Source organism: Sphingobium sp. SA916 (assembly GCF_002894065.1).
In the GTDB taxonomy this organism is placed as follows: domain Bacteria; phylum Pseudomonadota; class Alphaproteobacteria; order Sphingomonadales; family Sphingomonadaceae; genus Sphingobium; species Sphingobium fuliginis.
This window is the reverse complement of the sequence record NZ_LXYF01000003.1, coordinates 1-19046: the sequence shown is the minus strand read 5'-3', so window position 1 is coordinate 19046 and position 19046 is coordinate 1. Positions and strand designations below refer to the sequence as shown.

Sequence of the window (19046 nt, the reverse complement as noted above, 5' to 3'; positions counted from 1 at the left end):
CGTCAAAGTCCCAGCATGGTCTTGGCGATGATGTTCTTCTGGACCTCATTGGACCCACCGAAGATCGACACCTTGCGCATCGTGAAATAGAAAGGAGCGGCGGCGTTGACCCAACCATCGTCCGGATCGTTAGGCGCATGGTCATGGTCGGGCATGGCGAGGCCAGCCGGGCCTGCCAGCTCAGCGACCAGTTCGGTCATGCGCTGCTGCATTTCCGTGCCCTTGACCTTCAGGATGGACGCCGCCGCGTTGGCGCCGCCGCCATGGGCATCGGCGGCGACGACGCGCAACTGGGTCAGTTCCAGCGCCCGCAATTCCACCTCCACCTCCGCAAGCTTGTGCGCAAGGCGGCGCTGTTCTTCGTCGGTCAGGGTGCCGTCCGCGGCAAGGCGGCTCTCCAGCGCGCGCAGTTGCGAAAGCCTTTCCTTGGAAAGACCGATGCGGGCGATGCCGCTGCGTTCGCTGCCCAGCAGATGCTTGGCGACGTCCCAGCCCCGGCCTTCCTCGCCAATGACATTCTCCACCGGCACGCGCACATCGTCGAAGAAGACTTCATTGGCGTCATGCTCGCCATCGATCGTCTCGATCGGGCGGACGGTGATGCCCGGCGTCTTCATGTCCAGCAGCAGGAAGGTGATGCCCTGCTGCTTCTTGCCGCTGCTGTCGGTGCGGAACAGGCCGAACATCCAGTCCGCATGCTGGGCCTGTGTCGTCCAGATCTTCTGTCCGTTGAGGACATAATGATCGCCGTCTCGAACCGCCGTCGTCTTGAGGCTGGCAAGGTCGGAACCGGCGCCGGGTTCGGAAAAGCCCTGGCACCACCAGATGTCGATATTGGCGGTGGCGGCGAGGAACCCGTCCTTCTGCGCCGGCGTGCCGAACTTGCACAGCACCGGACCGATCATGTTGACGTTGAACGGCGATCCTTCTGGGGCATGGGCCAACGCCATTTCCTCCTGAAAGATATAGCGCTGAGCCGGGGTCCAGGCCTGCCCGCCATATTCGACGGGCCAATGCGTCACGGCCCATCCCCGCGCGTTGAGGATGCGTTGCCACCGGACCGTATCCTCCTTGGTCATATGATCGCGGTTGATCATCTTGCGCCGCAGATCCTCTGGGAGGGCATCCTTGAGGAAGGTCCGCACCTCATCGCGGAAGGCCGTTTCCTCGGGCGTAAAATCCAGTTTCATCGCGCTGTTCCCATATAAGAACCCCTTCCCCAGCAGGCATTAGGCTCCCAAGTCAACGGCGCGACCAAGGCCTTCACATGCCCGATATCATTGCGTCAGATCGAACAGCACGCGCCCGCCCCCGCCCGTCCGGGCAAGCGCAATCCCCTCCTCCGCACGGGACAGCGGAACGATGGCGCGCACCGGCAGGGACGGCGGATCGGCGGCATGGAGCGCGGCCAGTTCCCCGAACATGGCGTGCACGCCCTCAACACCCATGGCTTCCTCCGCAGGGCGAAGGCTGAAGCCCAAGATCGAGAGACCGCCGCCGGTCAGCAATTGCGAACGAACCTGGATCGGCTCGCCGGAGAGATGGCCGAACAGCAACAGCCGGCCGCCCGGCGCCAGGCAGCTTGCAAGCCGGCCGGTCGCCGCGCCCGCCACGCAATCGAGTGCGGCGCGGACAGGCCGCCCGCCCGACGCCGCCAATGCGCGCTCCGCCAGACCGTCGCCATCCAACAGCGCATCGGGTGTCGCGGGATGCGGCCTTCGCACGACATCGACAACCTTGACGTCCATGCGCGCGGCAAAGGTGCGAACCCAATGCGCCACGACCGATCCCGCGCCATGCTGGACCAGCGCGTCACCCGGAAGCACGCCCGCGTTGCGCAGGAGGAGATAAGCGGTCGGAGGATTGATCCGCAGCATCGCCGCCTGCACGGGATCGAATCCGGCCGGCAGAGCTATCAGAAGGCGGCGGGGCAAAAGGCGCATCGCACACCAGTTGCCCCGACCAAGCACCATCACCAGATCGCCCGGACGAAGGTCGGCAACGGCTTCGCCCACTGCCTCCACCAGCCCCGCGCCCTCGGCTCCCAGCGGTTGGTCATGCGGCAGATCAAAGGAATATCCGCCTTCAATCGCCAGAAGGTCAGCCGGATTGACAGGCGCATAGGCCATGCGCACCAGCACTTCATCATTCCGGGGCACGGACGGCGCCGGCGCCTCCGCAAGGCGGACACGCCCCTTTCCGCAGGGCAGCACCGCGCGGTTCACGCCGATACCGGCCCTGCGCTCAGGCGAAATGCCGCCGGTAGCTGGCGATCTTGATCGTCTCGGGCATTTTCACGACATTGCTGCTGTCCCGCTCCAGCCCGTCTTCCTCCTGATGCAGTTCGGCAATCCGGGCTTTGCGGCTGATCAGCAGGTCCAGTATTTCCTGTCCGCGCTCCGCAATCACGGACGGCCGGGCGATGACGCTGACGGTCAGCCGATCCATATTCCGGCCGAAAGGCAGTAATACAGCGACGCAGCCGACCCCGTCCCGATCCTGTTCGATGGCCCAGCCCTTTTCACGCAGCACGGCGAATTCGGACAGAAGCTCGGCCAGGCGGACATGCCGGGACAGGTCTGTTTCCTCCGCGTTCAGGCGGTGGACCGCGGAACGGATGCCTTCATTGCGGTAGCTCGAAAGCAGCAGCCGCCCCTGCGTGCTGTGCAGGATGGACAGCTGATCGCCCGCATGAGCATCGAGCGCATCCTCATTATTGCCGTGGATGACATGCAGATGCTGCAGCACATAGTTGGAACTGGTCGACAGCAGCACCGTTTCGCCCGTCAGCTTGGCGATCTCGTCGATTGCGGACAGCACCGGCCCGCCACGGAACAGCGAAGGCTTCACCCAGGCGCCGAGCAGGGCGACCCGCGCGGTCGGACTGTAGGTCCGGCGAACGCGATTATAGTGGAGATAGCCCAGCCGCGTCAGGCAGCGGAGCAGTTCGGATGTGCTGGATTGCGGATAGTTCAGCGTGCGCGACATTTCCATGACGGTGGCGACGCGGCGATCCTGGTCGAAATATTCCAGGATCTCCAGCACTCGATGCGCGGATTTGATGGTCCGGGATGCGCTGGTGGCCATTGGCTTTCCTCTTCCTCCCGCGGATGCATGAAATTGCATCTGCTGCACGGATTTTCGTACCGCATCATGAATATAATGTCCAACGGTTTTTCGAATTGCGTTCGAATTTTCGAACAGCTATGCAATGCGAGTTGAGACCGGAAAGGTGAACAGGGGACGATGCAGCAGGCCAAATCAGAGGAAACCCGCGCCCGCGGACCGAAGGCGATCACCCGCGTGCTCGATCTGCTGGCCCTGCTGGCAGGCAAGCAGGACGGCATGAGCCTAGCCGAACTCAGCGCGGTCATGACGGTGCCCAAGAGCACATTCATCGACACGCTGCGGGGTCTGTGCGACATGCATTATCTGTCCTGTCAGGAGGGGCGATACCGACTGGGTCCGGCGGCCTATCATTTCGCCAGCCGGATCGTGCGCCATTGGTCTGCGCCGGAACTCATCCGCGCCCTGGTCAAGCAGCTCGCCTCCGAAACCCGCGAGTCGGTGGGGTTCGCCATTGCCGATTGGGAAATCGGGCAGGCCATCTACACCGAGGCGAGCAACAGCCCGCAGCCGGTGCGATATGCCATGCAGGCGGGGCTGCGTGCGCCGCTCTACGCCAGCGCTGCCGGGCGTGTCCTCATGGCCTTTGCCAGCCCCGAACAGGTGGAGGAATATCTGGACCGCGCCCATCTCAGGAAGTTGACGGACAGCACGCGGACCGACCCCGATGTCATCCGCGCCGGCCTCGCGGCGATACGCGAACAGGGCTATTGCGCCAGCTTCGGGGAGATGTTGAGCGACACCGCGGCCCTGGCGGTGCCGGTCATGGGCCCTGACGGCGATCTGCTGGGGGCGCTCATGCTGGCGGCTCCGCTGGACCGGATGAAGCAGAATTTCGAACGGCTTCTGAATGCCACGGTGGAGGCGGGCCGCCACGCCTCAGCGGGAAGCTGACGCGCGGCGACGGGTCGGATCAGGTTCAGACCGGCAGGCCCATGAAGCGCATGCCGTTTTCGTACATGACCTTGCGGACATCCGATGCCGACAGGTCTCTGCACGCTTCCTCCGCGAACAGGCGCGGTTCTGCGACGCCCTCCGCATGGGGATAGTCCGATCCCATCAGGACCCAATCGGCATTGCCGACCTGATCGATGATGGATTTCAGATCATCCTCCGGATAGGCGACGACCGACACATGCCGGGCGAAAATGGCGCTCGGCCGGTCCTTCAACTGGCCGGCGGGCCAATGGCCGTTCTTCGCGATGCCCCGGCACTTGTCCATCTTCACCAGCATGGACGGAACCCATTCGGCGCCATTTTCGGCCGACAGCAGCCTTATATTGGGATAGCGTTCGAAGAAGTTCCAGAAGATGAAGCTCGACAGCGTCTCGATCACCGGCCGCTCCGAATAGCCGTGCATCCACACGAAGGCGGACTGCCGGATGCGCGATTGCTGCATCCCCTCCCCCCACAGCGCCATATGGTCCTTCATGTAGATGGCTTCGGAAACATGGAAGACGACGCGGATGCCGGCTTCATTGGCGATCGCCCAGAAGGGATCGTGATCCGGATGCGCGGGCGCCTTGCCGTTATAGGGGCCCATCGGCATCAGGATGAGCTTCGCGCCCTTGGCGACGACATCCTTCAGCGCCTTGCAGGCTTCCTCGACATTGTCGAGCGTCATGATGGGGCATGAGAAGATGCGGTCGTTGTAATTATACTTCCACTGGTCGTACATCCAGCCATTATAGGCGTTCAATACCGGATAGGCATAGCGCGGGTCGTCCAGGAAACTGATGGCCGTGATCATGTTGCCGACGAAGAGGATGGACGAACGCACATCCCAGGCATCGAGCAGTTTCACCCGTTCCCCCGGCTCGACCATGGCCGGGGTCTTGGGCACATGCATGTCGATCTCGGCCTTGCCCTCCTTCATGGCGCGCAGCCATTCATGCAGCTTGCCGGGCGCGGGAACGCGGCCATCCTCGAACAGATGGTCGGCGCTGATCTCCACCTTGCGCGGCCCCACATACATGGCGAAGTCGCCGTCCGGTCCTGTCTTGAACGTGACGCCATAACGTTCGGCGGCGTCTTGGGGCAGATATTTCGTCCATGCCTCATCCGTTTCCCAGAAATGCGTATCGGCATCGAAGATCGGACCGGAATAAACGGGCGAAGTTTCCGCCGCCTCGATTTGTGCAGACATGATGTTCCTTCCCCAAAACCATGACGTTATTCGATATGATCTGGATCGCGCCGCCATCAAACCCGGGCGTCCAGTGTCGAAACCTGTAAGTGTCGAAATCTATATAGGCATGGCTGCATGTCGCGAATATCGGCCCGGCCCTGCCATCACATAGGCGATGGGATGCCGATGCCATCAGATGGCCGATCAGTGTGTGTTACCCTCCGATGGCGGTGGCGGCGTTATTGACGCGGGCACGCCGCCACCCATAGGCCAGACAATCAAAACGCATGGAGGCAACGGATGGCTGAGCTGGACGAGAAACAGAAATCGGGCGTCGACTTCATCAGCGGCATCATGGGCGAAGGGTTCGGCAACGCCTTTCGGGAAGCCTGCACCGCTGACCGTTTCGGCTCGCCCATTCCGCGCATGGCGGCAAGCTGGGCCTTTCACGACGCGTGGCAGCATCAGGGCCTTGCGCCCAGGGAAAAGAGCATGGCCGTCATATCGGCGCTCATCGCCATGCGACAGTCGCTAGAACTGAAGAACCACGTCAAGATCGGCATCGCCAACGGACTGACGGCGCAAGAGCTGGAGGGATTGCTGGTGCAGCTTACGCCCTATGTCGGCTTCCCCTGCATCGCCTCCGCCACCACGGCGGTCATCGAGGCCATGCGGGAAGCGGGCGTGTCCCCGGACGTGCAGACGGCGGAGGAAAAGGGGCTGTTGTGACCGGCGCGACGACCATGGCGAATCCGCATTTTTCCGACCTGCCGAAGACGCTGGAACACACATTGCCGGAAGTCATCGCGCATGTCGCGGCACGCTATGGCAGCACGCCCTTCATCATAGGCGAGGACGGAGCGCGGATCAGCTTCGCGCAATATAAGGACCGTGTGGACGGTCTTGCCCGCGCCCTGATCGCCCATGGCGTCGCCCATGGCGACCGGGTGGCGATCTGGGCGCCCAACAGCCCGGAATGGATGATCGCGGCGGCGGCGGCGGAAAGCATCGGCGCGATCATGGTGCCGGTCAACACCCGCTTCAAGGGTGGGGAAGCGCTCTACATATTGGCGAAGACGCGCGCCAAGATCCTGTTCACCGTGACGGGATTTCTGGGCAATGACTATGCCGCCATGCTGGTTCAGGCGGGCGGCGGCGCAGGCGAAACCGGGCCAGTGCGCGACCTGCCGGGGTTGAGCCATATCGTGGCGCTGGACGGGCCTGCCTTCGCCGCCTTCCAGCGCGAACAGGCGGACGAGGCAGAGCTGGCGGCGCGGATCGCGGCCGTGACGCCGCAGACCATCGCGGACATTCTTTTCACCAGCGGCACCACCGGGCAGCCGAAGGGCGCGATGCACAATCATGGGCAGGCGCTATGGGTGCCGGCCATCTGGAACGAATCCAACGACCTGCGGGCGGGCGACCGCATGGCCATCGTCAATCCCTTCTTCCACAGCTTCGGTTACCGGTCGGGCTGGATTTCCGCGCTGGTCGCGGGAATCACCGTCCATCCGCTGGCGACATTCGACGCGGAAGCGCTGCTGGGGCTGATCGAGCGTGAGAAGATCAGTGTGCTGATGGGACCGCCGACCATCTTCTTCTCGCTGATGGAGCATCCGCATTTCGGTGCGTTCGACATCTCATCCCTGCGGGTTGGGCATACGGGCGCATCCAATGTTCCGGTGGAGCTGATCCGCGCCGGGCGGGAGATATTCGGGTTCGACCTGTTCCTGACCAGCTTCGGCCAGACCGAATGTACGGCGCTGGCCACAGTCAACTATCCCGACGCCAGCTTTGAAACCATTGCAAAGACTGTCGGCAAGCCGCTGCCCGGCGTCGAACTGCGCATCGTCGATGGGGACGGCAATCCGCTGCCTCCCGGAGAAAGCGGCGAACTGCTGATTCGCGGGCCTGTGGTCATGCAGGGCTATTTCGAGGAGCCGGAGCAGACCGCGGCGACGATCGACGCGGATGGCTGGCTTCATAGCGGCGATGTCGGGTGCATTGGCGAGGACGGCACGCTCCGCATTCTCGACCGCCTCAAGGATGTCGTCATCGTCGGCGGATTCAACGCCTATCCGGCGGAGATCGAGAATATCCTGCGCAAACATCCCGCCATCGCTGATGTGTGCATTATCGGCTGGCCCGACGATCGCATGGGCGAGGTCTGCGCCGCCTGCGTCATCCTCAAGGAAGGCGCGGCGCTGACGCTGGCCGAACTGACGGCCTGGAGCCGCGAGCAGATGGCGAATTACAAGGTGCCTCGCCATTTGTTCCTGGTGGATGACTTTCCGCGCACGCCCTTGGGGAAAATCCAGAAATTCCTGCTGCGCGACCAGGCGAAGGCCCAAGCCGCGGGCTGATCACAGAATGGAAGCGAGCATGACCATGAAGTTCAAGGGCGACTTCTATCAGATCGGCGTCGTCGTGCGCGACATCGATGCAGGCATGGCGCATTATCGCAATCTGCTGGGCCTTGGGCCTTTCTGGCGGCTCGATACCGATTATGAAGGGCGCTATCGCGACTGGCGCGGGCGCTTCGCCAATAAGAACGCCTTCACCAAATGGGGCGACGTCTATCTGGAAATGATCGAGCCGGTGGTCGGCCAGGGGAACGCCAGGGAATGGCTGGAAACGCGCGGTGAAGGCATTTTCCATCTCGGCTATGCGGTCGACGACCTGTCGCAGCGGCCCGATGGCGTCGATTGCGTGTTCGAAAGTTGGGGCGCCAAAATGCCCAATGGCGATGCGGCGGTGATCCACCTCGATACGGTGGAGCAGCTTGGTTATTATGTGGAGCTTTCGGACCGGGCTTTGGCCGACAAGCTGAACGCCAGAATCGACAAGTTCATGAATGAACTGGCGATATGAACGCGCGCTGCGTCTCCTATTTGCCCTAAGGCAATAGGAGACGCAGATCGTGGTCCAGCGCCGCCTGCCCGAAGCGGGCCGCATAGGCGGTGTTGACGGCCTCGGTCTGAAACCGCACCTCATTGGTGAGGAAGATGAACAGGCCCCACAGGATAGACCGCCTGTAGTCGAGCCAGGCCGCTTCCCAATCCAGAACGGGACCACCCTCCCGCGCCAGCGCGTCGAGATAGATACGCAGCAGATCGCCTTCCCATGCGGCGCGGTCGGCCAGGTCGGAGGCGCAGACGATATGATAGGAGACTTCATGGTGCCAGGCGGTCTGCGCCACCTGTGCGTCGAAATAGCCGGGCGTGCCGTCCTCCAATATGTAGAGATTGCCCAGATGCGTGTCGCCATGGATCAGGCAGCGGGGCTGGGCGCGCTGAATCTCCCCTATGGTCATCAGCGCCCGTTCCATCCAGTCGCGGTCGTGCAGCCGGGTGGAGACGGCCGCGCCACGCGGCAAGGCCCTATAATGCGCCCAGACATCGGGCAGGAGATAACGGCGCATATAGTCCAGCCCCCAGCCGTCGAACCGGCTGGCGATGTCGGCCCAGCGGCCGCCGGGCCGGAAATGGGGTGAAGCCCAGGTCGCGGCATGATAGGCGGCCATGGTCTCCATGCGGCGGGCGATCTGGTCGAACCGGTGCGGGCGCAAGGCGTCGCAGAAATCGACGCCGGGGCGCTTCAGATCCTCCATGATGACGATGGACTGGTGCGAATGGGGGTCGGTGCCCGCGAAATAGGCGCGCGGCGACGGCATGGGGATGAGCGGCTGGATGTCGGCGTAGAAGCGCGTTTCATTGGCGTACATCGCCGCCATCTTCGGGCTATGCTCCTCAAAGCCGCCCTTGACGATCAGGGTTTCGCCAATCTGCCCGGCGCCCTCCCCTTCCACGGCGAGGCGAACGCGAATCTTGGTCGATGTGCCGAGAATGACATCGATCACCTGCGATTCAACAACGGATATATGAGGCAGCCGCTGGCGCAAGGCGCGGGTCAGCCACGCGCTGTCGATCTGCTGCGGCGTCAACGGCAGGGGTAGCGCATCGGCGGGATAAGCCTCACTCATCATTCTCTCCAGCGTCGTTTCCGCACAGAATGCCAGACGGCGGCGTGCAAGAAAAAGGGGACGCAGAACTCTGCGCCCCCTTGATGCTTCACGGCCCGGGCCGGATCAGAATTTGAAGCCGACTTCCACGCCATAGGTGCGCGGTTCGCCATAGACGCTGTTCTGGAAGCCCAGCCCTTCCGCGATGAGGCCCAGCACGCCGATGCGGTAGGTCTCGTTCAGCGCGTTGTTGACGAAGGCCGCCACCGAAGCGCCCGAACCGCCGACATTGTTGAGTTCGGCGCGCAGGTTGATCAGCGAATAGGCGGGCTGCACGCCCTGTATCTCGAAGTCGTCGAGATAGATCTTGCTGCGCCAGGTATAGTTCAGGACGAAGTTGAGCTGGCCCAGATCTTCGCTGACCGGCGGCGAAATGGTTGCCGTGGCGCCGAGCTGATGCTTGGGCACGCCGCGCTGCTCGAACTCGGTCAGGCCGTTCAGCACGACCCGGCCTGCCCGGATGTCGACCTTCGTATAGGAATAGAAGGCCGCCAGCGAGAAGCTGTCGGTGCTGAAATTCGCCTCGAACTCGCCGCCGACATTGCGCTGCTTGGCGGTGTTGTCGACAATGGTGAAGACATTGCCGTCGATGAAGGTCGCGCGCTGCTTCTGCACGTCGCTGCCGTCCTGACGGAACAGGGCGGTGCTGGTGGTCAGGCGGCCCGCGCCCAGCCGGTGGTTGGTCTTCAGGCCGATTTCATATTCATCGACGAATTCGGGCAGGAACGGCCGAAGCGTGATCGCGTCGGTGGCCCGGGTCGAAAAGCCGCCCGCGCGGAAACCATGGCGATAGGACGCATAGGTGGTGACTTCCGGGCTCGGCTCATATTGCACCGTCGCGTCGTAGGTCCATTCCTTGAACGACTTGCTGTTGGTGAAAGAACATTGGCTGAGTGGAACCCGCTGAACGCCGGCAGTCGAGGTATCGGTGTCGAACGAGCAGCGGCCGAAGGTGCCGTCAGCATTGGGATAGTTGGGCTGCGAAGGCGAAACGGTGATCTTGCGCTTGTCATAATTATAGCGAAGACCGCCGGACAGGCTGAGCTGATCCGTGACCTTGAAGGTGCCGGCGACGAATGCGGCCGCGGTGCGCGAATAGCCTTCGCCCGGATTGCTGGTGACGAACAGCGTCGCGTCTGTCGTCGCAGGATTGAGGCCGGCCCCCAGGATATTCAGTTGAGGCAGCGTATTGGCGAGCGAACCGTCAATGCCCTTTTCCTCGAAATAATAACCGCCGACGATGAGGTCGAGCCGGTTTTCGAACATCTTGGCCTGAAGTTGCAGTTCTTCGGAAATGTTGCGTGAACGCGCAAACTGATAAGGGGCGATCAGGAAGGCGGGAATGCCGTCATAATCCTGAACGGTATCCCGACGCTCCTTGCGATAACCGAAGATATTCTTCAGCGTCAGGCCGTCGGCCAGATCCCAGGTCGTCTTGTTGGTGATGCCCCAGTTCTTGATGCTCTCCCGCGGCAGGCCGAACACGTCGAGATTGCTGCCATTGCCCGACCCGGAATTGAGCGTGAAGCGGCGCGAGCGGAACAGCTGCTGCGCCTCCGCGAACTGACCCGGAATATCCGCGAGTCTGGCATAGTTGTTGAGAGCCGAAGGATAGTTGATGGATGTCAGGAAAGACGCCGTGCCGTTTTCCCGCGACTTGAACCAGTCGAATATAGTCAGCGATTCGATGCCGTTGCCCGGCGAGACCAGCGCCGACACGCGGAACGTGTCGTAATTCTGGTTGTCGAGGCGCAGGCCGCTGCCGATGTCGCGCGCCCAGCCGTCGCGTTCGCGGGTCTTGCCCGCGAAGCGAAGGGCGACGGAATCCCCGACGGGCACATTCACCATGCCGAACAGGTCGTGCATGTCGTAATTGCCATATTGGCCGCGCACTTCGCCGGCGAATTCGCCCAGCTTCGGATGAGCAGGCTCGACCAGCACCGCGCCGCCGGTCATGTTGCGGCCGAAGAGCGTGCCCTGGACGCCCTTCAGAACCTGAACCGATTCCAGATCGTAAAGGCTGTTGCCGAAACCATAGGGGCGCGGCTGCACCACTTCAGCGAAATAGGTGCCGACCGGCGGGTCGGTGAAAAGCTGCGTTTCCTGCGTGCGCTGGCCGCGCAGCGAGAAGGCGACGGTGTTGCGCTGGCTCTGCGCGCTCGTGATCGACAGCGAAGGGGTGCGATATTGCAGACCCTGAACGTCGGTCACGCCCGAGCGGGAAAGCTGTTCGCCCGAAATGGCGGAGACGGAAATCGGCACATCCTGGAGCGCTTCGTCGCGACGGCGCGCCGTGACCACGATGTCGCCGCTCGATACGCCTTCGGCCTGCGGCTGCGCATTATCCTGCGCGAAGGCAGGCGCGGATATGAACAGGGCCGCACAGGTCGCGGCAAGATAGCGTCGATAGGTCATTGCATCCTCTCAAGGACTGGATGGAACCGGCCAATAGGCTCTGCTCTGAAGCCGGCGAACGGATGAAAGCCAGCTAGCCTCATTTCCGGCCATGCCAAACCCTTGATTAGCGCATGTTATGCATCATCAGATACACGATCTTCTGATCGCCGGCGGAAGAGGATGAAGATTTGAGCGGATGGTTGATTCCAGGCCACAGTTCGACCGCCGGCTTTTCGCTTTCTATCCTGACGGTTACATGGGCATCAACATTCCGACCAAAGCAAATCTCCAGATCTTCGTCGGATGCTTTTGTCCGGCCGCCCGGATATTTTCACTCAAACGCTGATCCTGCGCGACCAGGCGGCGCGCCGTGCGCGGAGTTGATCCTCGCGCTGCTGCCGGTTCGTCCGCACGATGCCGGCGGGCAAATGCGCGTCCAGCCGGTCGAAGGGCAGGATGTCGAGCCAGTGAACCGGCCCAGCGCCCTGCTGCGTTTCCGGAAGACCCTGCCAGCGGATCATCGGCAACAGGTCGCGCAATCCGTCCGTCTGCACCCAATTGGCGACGCCCGGATCGCGCGCCGAAACGACCGCGGTGATCAGCCCGTCGGCATCGCGCGCCGATTGTGCCGCGGAGAGGCCGCTCTGCAAAAGATGCGCGTCGATGGACCGGTACCACCACATCGCCAGTTGCAGGCTGCTATAGGCCGCGCCGGCGGGGTCGAAGCGGATGATCGCCGCCTGATCCTCCTCCAGACGAAGCCTTCCAATGCTGCTTGCCTGGGTGACGAGGCCGCCGACGCTGGCCGTGCGCACGGGTTGCGGCATGCTGTTGGCCGGACGTGCCGCCGACAGGCGGAAAAACCAGAAATAGAGCGGCACCTCTTCCCGCGCCCGCCGCAGCGCTTCGTCCAGCCGCTGCTCGAAGGAGAAATGCTGGGCGCCGGCCGCGTCGATCCGTTCGATCTCCAGTGCCAGTGGCGTCTCTCTTTCCCAATCCATCATCGAATCGCGCACGAACAGGAATTTGACGCGTGGATTGGTCGTCATGTGGTTGCGCCGCCCATTGGCGGGCTGATCGTCTATGGTGATCGTGAAGCGACCGTCCTGCGTCATATCGATGCCGGGCAGTTCGACTGCCTGGACGGTCATCGATGTGCCCCAATTCTCGACGAGCGTGAAGGACACATGCGCCGGGCAAGCGTCGATCACCCGGCCAGTGATCCGATAACGGCCGCCATGTGCGATGCCCGCGAGGCGATAACAATTGTCGGGATTGTCGCCGCCCATCCGCGCATCGGGCACGACCGCGCCGTTCCAGCCATGGCCCGGCATGAAATTACGCACGAAGCGAGGCCGGACCGGATCGCGGGCCGCCGCCTTGAACAGGTAATTGCCGATCCACGCATCCATCGCCGCGTCGAAAAGCGGCTCGACCTCCGGCGGCACGTCGCCGCCATGACCCACGCGCCAGAGCTGCGCGCAATGGTCGCGCGCCGCCCTGGTTGCCGCATCGTCCCACATGGCGCGAACTTCCGCTTCGGCGGCGAACTGATCCGCATTGGCGATTGGATTGGTCATCAGCCCTCTCTCATGTCGGCATTCGGCATCAGGCCGAACGTCAGGCGAAGCGCCCCAGCCTGAACCGGCGCGAATAGCCCTCGAACGCCGTCTCGATCATTTCGCGGGTGAGGCCGAAAGGCTCCAGCGCATAATCGTAGCGGCCATAGCGGTTGGAGGCGTTGCCGGGATCGGCCAGCCAGGCCCGCATCCGCGCTTCGAATTCCCGTGTGCAATCCAGTTGCCAATGGCCATAGGCGCGGCGGATGACGTCCACCGGATCGCGCGTCAGGTCGTGGAAATCGACATGGAAGATGCGCGGATCGTCCACCAGCGGATTTTCCATCGTTTCGGACAGCGATGCGGCGATGCTTTCGACAAAGGCGGGGCCAAGAGCCTGGAAATCCATCTGCCAGTTGGTGATGCCGCCATAGAGCACGGCCGTGATCGCCATGATCGACGGATGAACCTGAACCGGGTCCCGGTGCGGCCAGATGCACAGCGCATCGGGATAGGCTTCGAACAGCGCGTCCAGAGCGAACTGGTGATAGATGCCCTTGACCACCCAATGACTGGTGGGCTGCCGCCACTGCAACTGCTGGAGGAACTGGCGGTGGAAGCGGTAGGCATCGGCAATATTGCTGGCGTCGAGGATCATCGCCAGCGCAGGCAGCTTGTACAGCAGCGAAGGATAGGCGTTCTGGAAGTCGAGGGTGAAGATTTCCTCGCATTCGATCGGGCAATGTCCGCGCTTGTCCCAATAGGGGTGCAGGGTCAGCAGACCGGGCGAGCGCATCAGCATCTCGTCCAGTTCCCGGGCGGCCAGTTCGATCCGTTCCGGCGTCGCTGGCACCTCGCCCGGCGGTGGACTGGGCGAATGGCTATGCCACCAGAGCGGTGCGCGGGCGCCAATATCCTCGGCCAGTAGCGAATGGATGAGCGTGGTGCCGGTACGGCCGAAGCCGATGACGAAAATGGGTCGCTCGATCTTCTCCTCGGCAATGGCGGGAATGCGCTTGCGGTCGGCGGCCAGGCGCAGGCGCGTCGATAACAGCTTGCGCAGTTGCAGTTCGACGTCGGCCTTCTGCTCCGCGCGCAGAGGGGGCTGGTCGTTCAGCCAGGCTATGAACCGCTCGACCCGTCCGACCAGCGCGGGATCGGGCGTATCGAAATGGCCGGCGATCATCTGCGAGCTACGAATGAGAGCCGAAGCGTCTATGCCGGTCGAAAGGGTAGCGACATTTCCAACCTTTTCCGACCTGCTCCGCATCATCCGCTCCTATTTAGTTTACCAAGATATGGAAACTGGATCGGATTGGCGCAGAAAAGTCAATGAACTCGCAGAACATCACATATCTGGAGGAGGGAATTCGGAACGATCGTTCTGATCGGCAGCGGCCACGACCGCTTCCGCGACCGTCAGGGATTCTATCATGGCCTGATATTGCCGATCGCTGAGCATCGTTGGCCAAAGGATGTGCGGAGCGGTGCGGTCGACCGCCACCAGCCTGGTGAGCGCGGCTCGACCTGCATGGGTCAATTCGATGAACAGGCCGCGCCGGTCGTCGGGATTGGGAACGCGGCGAATGAAGCCGAGCGCCTCCAGCCGGTCGACCCGCTTGGCGACGCCCGCCAGCGACATGAGGAAATAATGTTTGAGTGCAGTCGGCGCGATGCGATGGGGCGGCCCCACGCGGTACAACGCATCGAGCAGGAGCACGTCGCCCGAGGTCAGCCCCTCCCTTGCGGCGGACTGCGTCATATGCCGCTCCATGCTGCGGGCTAGGCGCAGCAGGCGCGTGGTGACGGAATAGGCGCGGACCAGCACGGGATCATAGTCGGTCGCCCAGGCCGCCAGCGCGGCCTGAAGCGGATCGGGATTGTGTCGGCCATTATCGTTCGGACCCGTATCGTTCAGGTGCGGAGCATCGCTGACCTGCGCCTGCGGGTCGGGCAGGATGCGAAAGGCCGGGCCGGGCGCCAGCCGCCGGTCGGTCGACCAGAGCAGCACGCCCGCCTCGATCAGTTGATCGACGCGCCGGGATGCCGAGGATTTGCTGGCATAGTCCCACAGCCGGGCAAGGCCCGCCATGGATGGAATGGTGCGATGCACCGCATAATGCGCCTCCAGCGCGGCGCGGCATGCCTCAAGGTCCCGCCGCCCTTCCCCAGTCCTGGCCCTTCCCGTCATCGCCCCACAAAGCCATAGGCCGATACGATCCGCAAGGGGCGGGCGCGATCCGCCTGCCCGGCCAAGGACCGAAATTCCCGCCCAGGCGAATTTTCCTGCTTCGGGAAAACCCGTTCCTGCCTGCGCGGGAACAGCTTGTGCCTCGGCCCTGATCGGGACAGGCTTTAGCCGAAGATGCTGTTCCCGAACCGCTCGCCATGCTGGATCAGGTCGCCATATTGCTTTTCGATGCACATCAGGCGCCGGAAATAATGGCCGATCGCATATTCATCGGTCAGGCCATAGCCGCCATGCACCTGAATGCCGTTGCGCGAGACGGTCTGCCCGGCCTCCCCGACGACGAGCCGCGCAGCGGAGAGCGCGGCGGACCGCCTCGCCTCATCCTGATCGGCATTGGCCAAGGCATGGTAGAGCATGGATCGCGCCTGATGGGCCGCGACGAAATTATCGGCCATGATATGCTGGATTGCCTGGAAGGAACCGATCGCGGCACCGAATTGCTTCCGCTCCTGAACATAGGCGCAGCAGATTTTGTTCGCTGCCTCCATCGCGCCCACCGCCTGGGCCATCAGCGCGATCGAAGCGCGGTCGATCGCCTCGCGCAGTACCGCCGAGCCGCGATTGCCGCCGATCAGCAGAGCCGCGGACGGCAACTTTACATCGGCAAGGACGATGTCGGACGCGCGGGTGCCGTCGATCAACGCATAGGACCGGGCGGAAAGGCCGGATGCATCGGCGGGCACGAGGAACAGGCCGATGCCCTCCTCTCCCTCGATGCGAGCCGAGACGATCAACTGCCCCGCGCCCGGTGCATCGAGCGCCATGATTTTAGCACCCGACAGAATATAACCGTCGCCCGAAGGACGAGCCTTTGTGCCCGTCACTTCGACATCGAGCGGATGAGCGCCATTTTCCTGATGCGCGAGCGCGACGCGCAGCGTGCCGCCCGCGATCTCCCCCAGCAATTCCAATGCGCGCGCTTCGTCCGCCGCCTGCTTGAACACATGATCGGCCAGGACGACCGTGCTGACATAGGGTTCGGTCGCCAGCGCCTTGCCAAGCGCGATGTTGAGCAGCGCAATATCCTCCATCGTGCCGTCCAGACCGCCCGCTGCCTCCGGCACCGGCAGGGCGAGCCAGCCCAGTTCCGCGAACTGCGCCCAGCGCGCCTCGTCAAAGCCCAGCGCGCTCGATCGCTGATGCCGCCAATATTCGACGTCGGCATTTTCGGACAGCAGCCGATCGGCGCTGTCCAGAAGCATCGCCTGAATGTCCGACTTCGCGAAATCCATTGTCCCTGTCTTCCCCTCAAAGGCCGAAGGCGAGCCTGGCCAGAATATTCTTTTGGATTTGCTTCGAGCCGCCATAGATGGTCGCCGCCCGGTTGATCAGCGCCACGGTGGTCCGGCCGGGCGCATAGTCGGGCCACACGTCCGTGGGCGCTGGCGGCGGCACGGGCGCGGCGTCGAAGAAGCGCAGCGACTTGGCGCCCATGGCGTCGACCTGCAACATGGTGATTTCCTGTTGGAGTTCCGAGCCCCTGATCTTCAGCACGGAGGCGGCGGCAGCCTCCGGCGTGTCCAACTCCTCATGCGCCAGCACGCGCAGCACGGACCATTCCAGCGCGAGCAGATCCGCCTCCGCCTTCGCGAAACGGGCCCGGAAGGCGGGATCGTCCGCGACGCGGCGGCCGCCCACGATTTCGCCAAGCGCGATGTCCTTCGCGCGGGCAAGCTCACGCTTGCTCCAGTAAATGAAACTGGACGTGGTACGCTCATGCTCCAGCAGGAACTTGGCATAGGTCCAGCCCATGCCCGGCTCCCCGATCAACTGGTCGGCGCGCACTTCGACATTGTCCAGGAACACCTCGCACAGATGCGCCTCGCCATTGATCTGCGGAATCTGGCGCACGGTGATGCCCGGCGTGTCCATCTTGATGATCAGGAAACTGATGCCGCGCTGCGGCTTTACAGTCTTGTCGGTGCGGACCAGGAAAAAGCCCCAGTCCGCATGTGCGGCGCCGCTGGTCCAGATCTTCTGCCCGTTGACGATATATTTGTCGCCGACCAGTTCGGCGCTGGTGCGCAGCGAGGCGAGATCGGAGCCTGACCCCGGTTCGGAAAAGCCCTGCGCCCACATGGTCGCGCCTTCGCGGATCATGGGCAGGAACCTGTCCTTCAGATAATCGGAACCATAGGTGTAGAGCACCGGCCCCAGCATATGCGTGCCGCCCCAGTCGAATTCGGGCGCGTCGGCCCTGTACAATTCCTCATTGAAGATGAAGAGCTGCATCGGAGTCCAGCCGCAGCCGCCAAACTCCACCGGCCAGTGCGGCACGGATCGGCCATGGGCGTTGAGGATGCGCATCCATTCCAGCAAGTCGGGCACGGCGGCGTTGTTGGCGACCTTCCGACGCTGGCGCTCCTTCATGTCGGCGGGCAAGACGCTGTCGATAAAGGCGCGCACTTCCGTCCGGAAGGTTTGAAGATCGGGATCGAGGCGCAATTCCATCGGATCGGCTCCGGCTGACTATAGGGTGATACCCGATTTCCATGGCCTGCACTCCCCAGGGGTGCAAGCAGGGCGGGGAGCAGCATCATCCATGCGATGGTGCGGCGGCACGATTTGACAGCAGATAGTCGTCATGATGAAAATCATACATGCAAAATGCAGATAAAGAAGATGCGGGTGCGGAACGCGGCAGCCTGATATGGATTTCGGGCGCGACCGAGGGCATCGGCCTGGGCCTAGCGCGCAACGTTCCCTATGGCGATGCGCGCATCATCAATTTGTCGCGGCGGCCGCATCCCCATCATGAGAGCATCTTCCTCGACCTGGCCGATCCCGAGAGTTGGGACAATGTCGGCGCGCATTTTGCCGATAACCTTGCCAATTTTCGGGGTGCCCGCGCGATATTCATCCAGAACGCGCATATGAAGGGGATGACGGGCTTTGTCGGAGAGGTGCCGCCGGACGATTATGCCCGCGACATCACTGCGAATGTCGCTGCGCCGCTTCGGCTGGGAGAGATGTTCCTGCGCGCGGTCGGAGAGAGCGGCTTTGCCGGAGAGGCGGGGCTGGTCATGATGTCCTCTTCCTCCGCCCGCTCTCCCACCATCGGACAAAGCGTCTATTGCGCCGGCAAGGCCGCCCTGGAAATGTGGGTGCGGGTGGCGCGCCGGGAACTGGCGATGCGGGATAGACGCAGCGTCTGGGTCACGGCGGTGCGGCCCGGCTTTGTCGACACCCCCCTCACCCGGCATGTCGCGGCGATGGCCGACGACAATTATCCGATCGCTTCGCAGATGCGCAGGCAGATGGAACAGGGCATCGGCGTCATGGACATAGACACCGCGGCGCGCCAGATCTGGGCCGCGTTGCCGACGGACCAGTCGCTGCTGCTGTTCGGTGAGCAAGTGCGGCGGGAAGCCTAGAGTTTGTCCTGCCCAGGCGGGGTGGATAATTCCAGACTCGCCGGACTGAGTGATTTGGGTGGATTGCAGACATTCCCCCTCCCGCAGGCGGGAGGGGGCTAGGGGGTGGGCTGGCGCGACATCAGCGTGAATTTTCAACGGCTAAGTCAGAAGCTCGCTACGCTCGCGCCCACCCCTAACCCCTCCCGCC

Annotated in this window: 16 protein-coding genes; 5 read left to right on the top strand and 11 right to left on the bottom strand. The window is 63.0% G+C overall.

The window, feature by feature from the left end; genetic code table 11:
- Positions 1-2: 2 nt before the first annotated feature.
- The 3 genes from A8G00_RS02840 to A8G00_RS02830 all read right to left on the bottom strand — a co-directional run bounded on the left by A8G00_RS02840 (position 3) and on the right by A8G00_RS02830 (position 3087).
- A complete protein-coding gene (locus A8G00_RS02840) occupies positions 3-1190 on the bottom strand; it encodes an acyl-CoA dehydrogenase family protein (protein WP_102999923.1) in 1188 nt (395 codons plus the stop codon).
- A gap of 87 nt (positions 1191-1277) precedes the next feature.
- On the bottom strand, positions 1278-2225 hold the full coding sequence (locus A8G00_RS02835) for an alcohol dehydrogenase catalytic domain-containing protein (protein ID WP_102999922.1): 948 nt from the start codon (positions 2223-2225) through the stop codon (positions 1278-1280).
- A gap of 19 nt (positions 2226-2244) precedes the next feature.
- Positions 2245-3087 (bottom strand): IclR family transcriptional regulator, encoded by an 843-nt coding sequence (locus tag A8G00_RS02830; protein ID WP_102999921.1) that lies wholly within the window; start codon positions 3085-3087, stop codon positions 2245-2247.
- Between the two features lie 159 nt (positions 3088-3246).
- Between A8G00_RS02830 and A8G00_RS02825 the strand changes: the two genes are divergently transcribed.
- Positions 3247-4020, top strand: a complete 774-nt coding sequence (locus tag A8G00_RS02825) for an IclR family transcriptional regulator (protein ID WP_102999920.1) — start codon at positions 3247-3249, stop codon at positions 4018-4020.
- A gap of 25 nt (positions 4021-4045) precedes the next feature.
- On the opposite strand, the gene A8G00_RS02820 is transcribed toward A8G00_RS02825, so the two are convergent.
- Complete coding sequence (locus A8G00_RS02820) at positions 4046-5272, bottom strand: amidohydrolase family protein (RefSeq protein WP_102999919.1); 1227 nt, start codon at positions 5270-5272, stop codon at positions 4046-4048.
- 282 nt (positions 5273-5554) lie between these two features.
- Between A8G00_RS02820 and A8G00_RS02815 the strand changes: the two genes are divergently transcribed.
- Genes A8G00_RS02815 through A8G00_RS02805 form a run of 3 tightly spaced genes read left to right on the top strand, consistent with a single transcriptional unit; the run spans position 5555 to position 8125 of the window.
- A complete protein-coding gene (locus tag A8G00_RS02815) occupies positions 5555-5983 on the top strand; it encodes a carboxymuconolactone decarboxylase family protein (protein ID WP_025550538.1) in 429 nt (142 codons plus the stop codon).
- Positions 5980-7617 carry an AMP-binding protein gene (locus A8G00_RS02810; protein ID WP_102999918.1) on the top strand — a complete coding sequence of 546 codons (1638 nt, stop codon included), beginning with the start codon at positions 5980-5982 and terminating at the stop codon, positions 7615-7617. The genes A8G00_RS02815 and A8G00_RS02810 overlap by 4 nt, the downstream gene beginning before the upstream one ends.
- A 19-nt stretch (positions 7618-7636) precedes the next feature.
- Complete coding sequence (locus tag A8G00_RS02805) at positions 7637-8125, top strand: VOC family protein (protein WP_244309803.1); 489 nt, start codon at positions 7637-7639, stop codon at positions 8123-8125.
- Positions 8126-8150: 25 nt separating this feature from the next.
- Here A8G00_RS02805 and A8G00_RS02800 read toward each other — a convergent pair whose 3' ends face one another.
- The 7 genes from A8G00_RS02800 to A8G00_RS02770 all read right to left on the bottom strand — a co-directional run bounded on the left by A8G00_RS02800 (position 8151) and on the right by A8G00_RS02770 (position 17933).
- Positions 8151-9236 (bottom strand): phosphotransferase, encoded by a 1086-nt coding sequence (locus A8G00_RS02800; protein WP_102999985.1) that lies wholly within the window; start codon positions 9234-9236, stop codon positions 8151-8153.
- Between the two features lie 105 nt (positions 9237-9341).
- Positions 9342-11690 carry a TonB-dependent receptor gene (locus A8G00_RS02795; RefSeq protein ID WP_025550532.1) on the bottom strand — a complete coding sequence of 783 codons (2349 nt, stop codon included), beginning with the start codon at positions 11688-11690 and terminating at the stop codon, positions 9342-9344.
- A gap of 317 nt (positions 11691-12007) precedes the next feature.
- Positions 12008-13252, bottom strand: coding sequence for a hypothetical protein (locus tag A8G00_RS02790; RefSeq protein WP_102999917.1), 1245 nt, complete (start codon positions 13250-13252; stop codon positions 12008-12010).
- 40 nt (positions 13253-13292) lie between these two features.
- Entirely contained in the window at positions 13293-14417 is a 1125-nt protein-coding gene (locus A8G00_RS02785) for a sulfotransferase (protein ID WP_253257892.1), read from the bottom strand.
- Positions 14418-14579: 162 nt separating this feature from the next.
- The gene (locus A8G00_RS02780; RefSeq protein WP_102999916.1) at positions 14580-15422 is read right to left on the bottom strand and encodes a MarR family winged helix-turn-helix transcriptional regulator; all 843 of its coding nucleotides are present in this window, start codon (positions 15420-15422) and stop codon (positions 14580-14582) included.
- A 164-nt stretch (positions 15423-15586) separates the two neighbouring features.
- Positions 15587-16714: an acyl-CoA dehydrogenase family protein gene (locus tag A8G00_RS02775; RefSeq protein ID WP_102999915.1), complete on the bottom strand. Its 1128-nt coding sequence runs from the start codon at positions 16712-16714 to the stop codon at positions 15587-15589.
- A 16-nt stretch (positions 16715-16730) separates the two neighbouring features.
- The gene (locus A8G00_RS02770; protein WP_102999914.1) at positions 16731-17933 is read right to left on the bottom strand and encodes an acyl-CoA dehydrogenase family protein; all 1203 of its coding nucleotides are present in this window, start codon (positions 17931-17933) and stop codon (positions 16731-16733) included.
- 149 nt (positions 17934-18082) lie between these two features.
- Between A8G00_RS02770 and A8G00_RS02765 the strand changes: the two genes are divergently transcribed.
- Positions 18083-18856: an SDR family oxidoreductase gene (locus A8G00_RS02765; RefSeq protein WP_102999913.1), complete on the top strand. Its 774-nt coding sequence runs from the start codon at positions 18083-18085 to the stop codon at positions 18854-18856.
- Positions 18857-19046 lie beyond the last annotated feature (190 nt).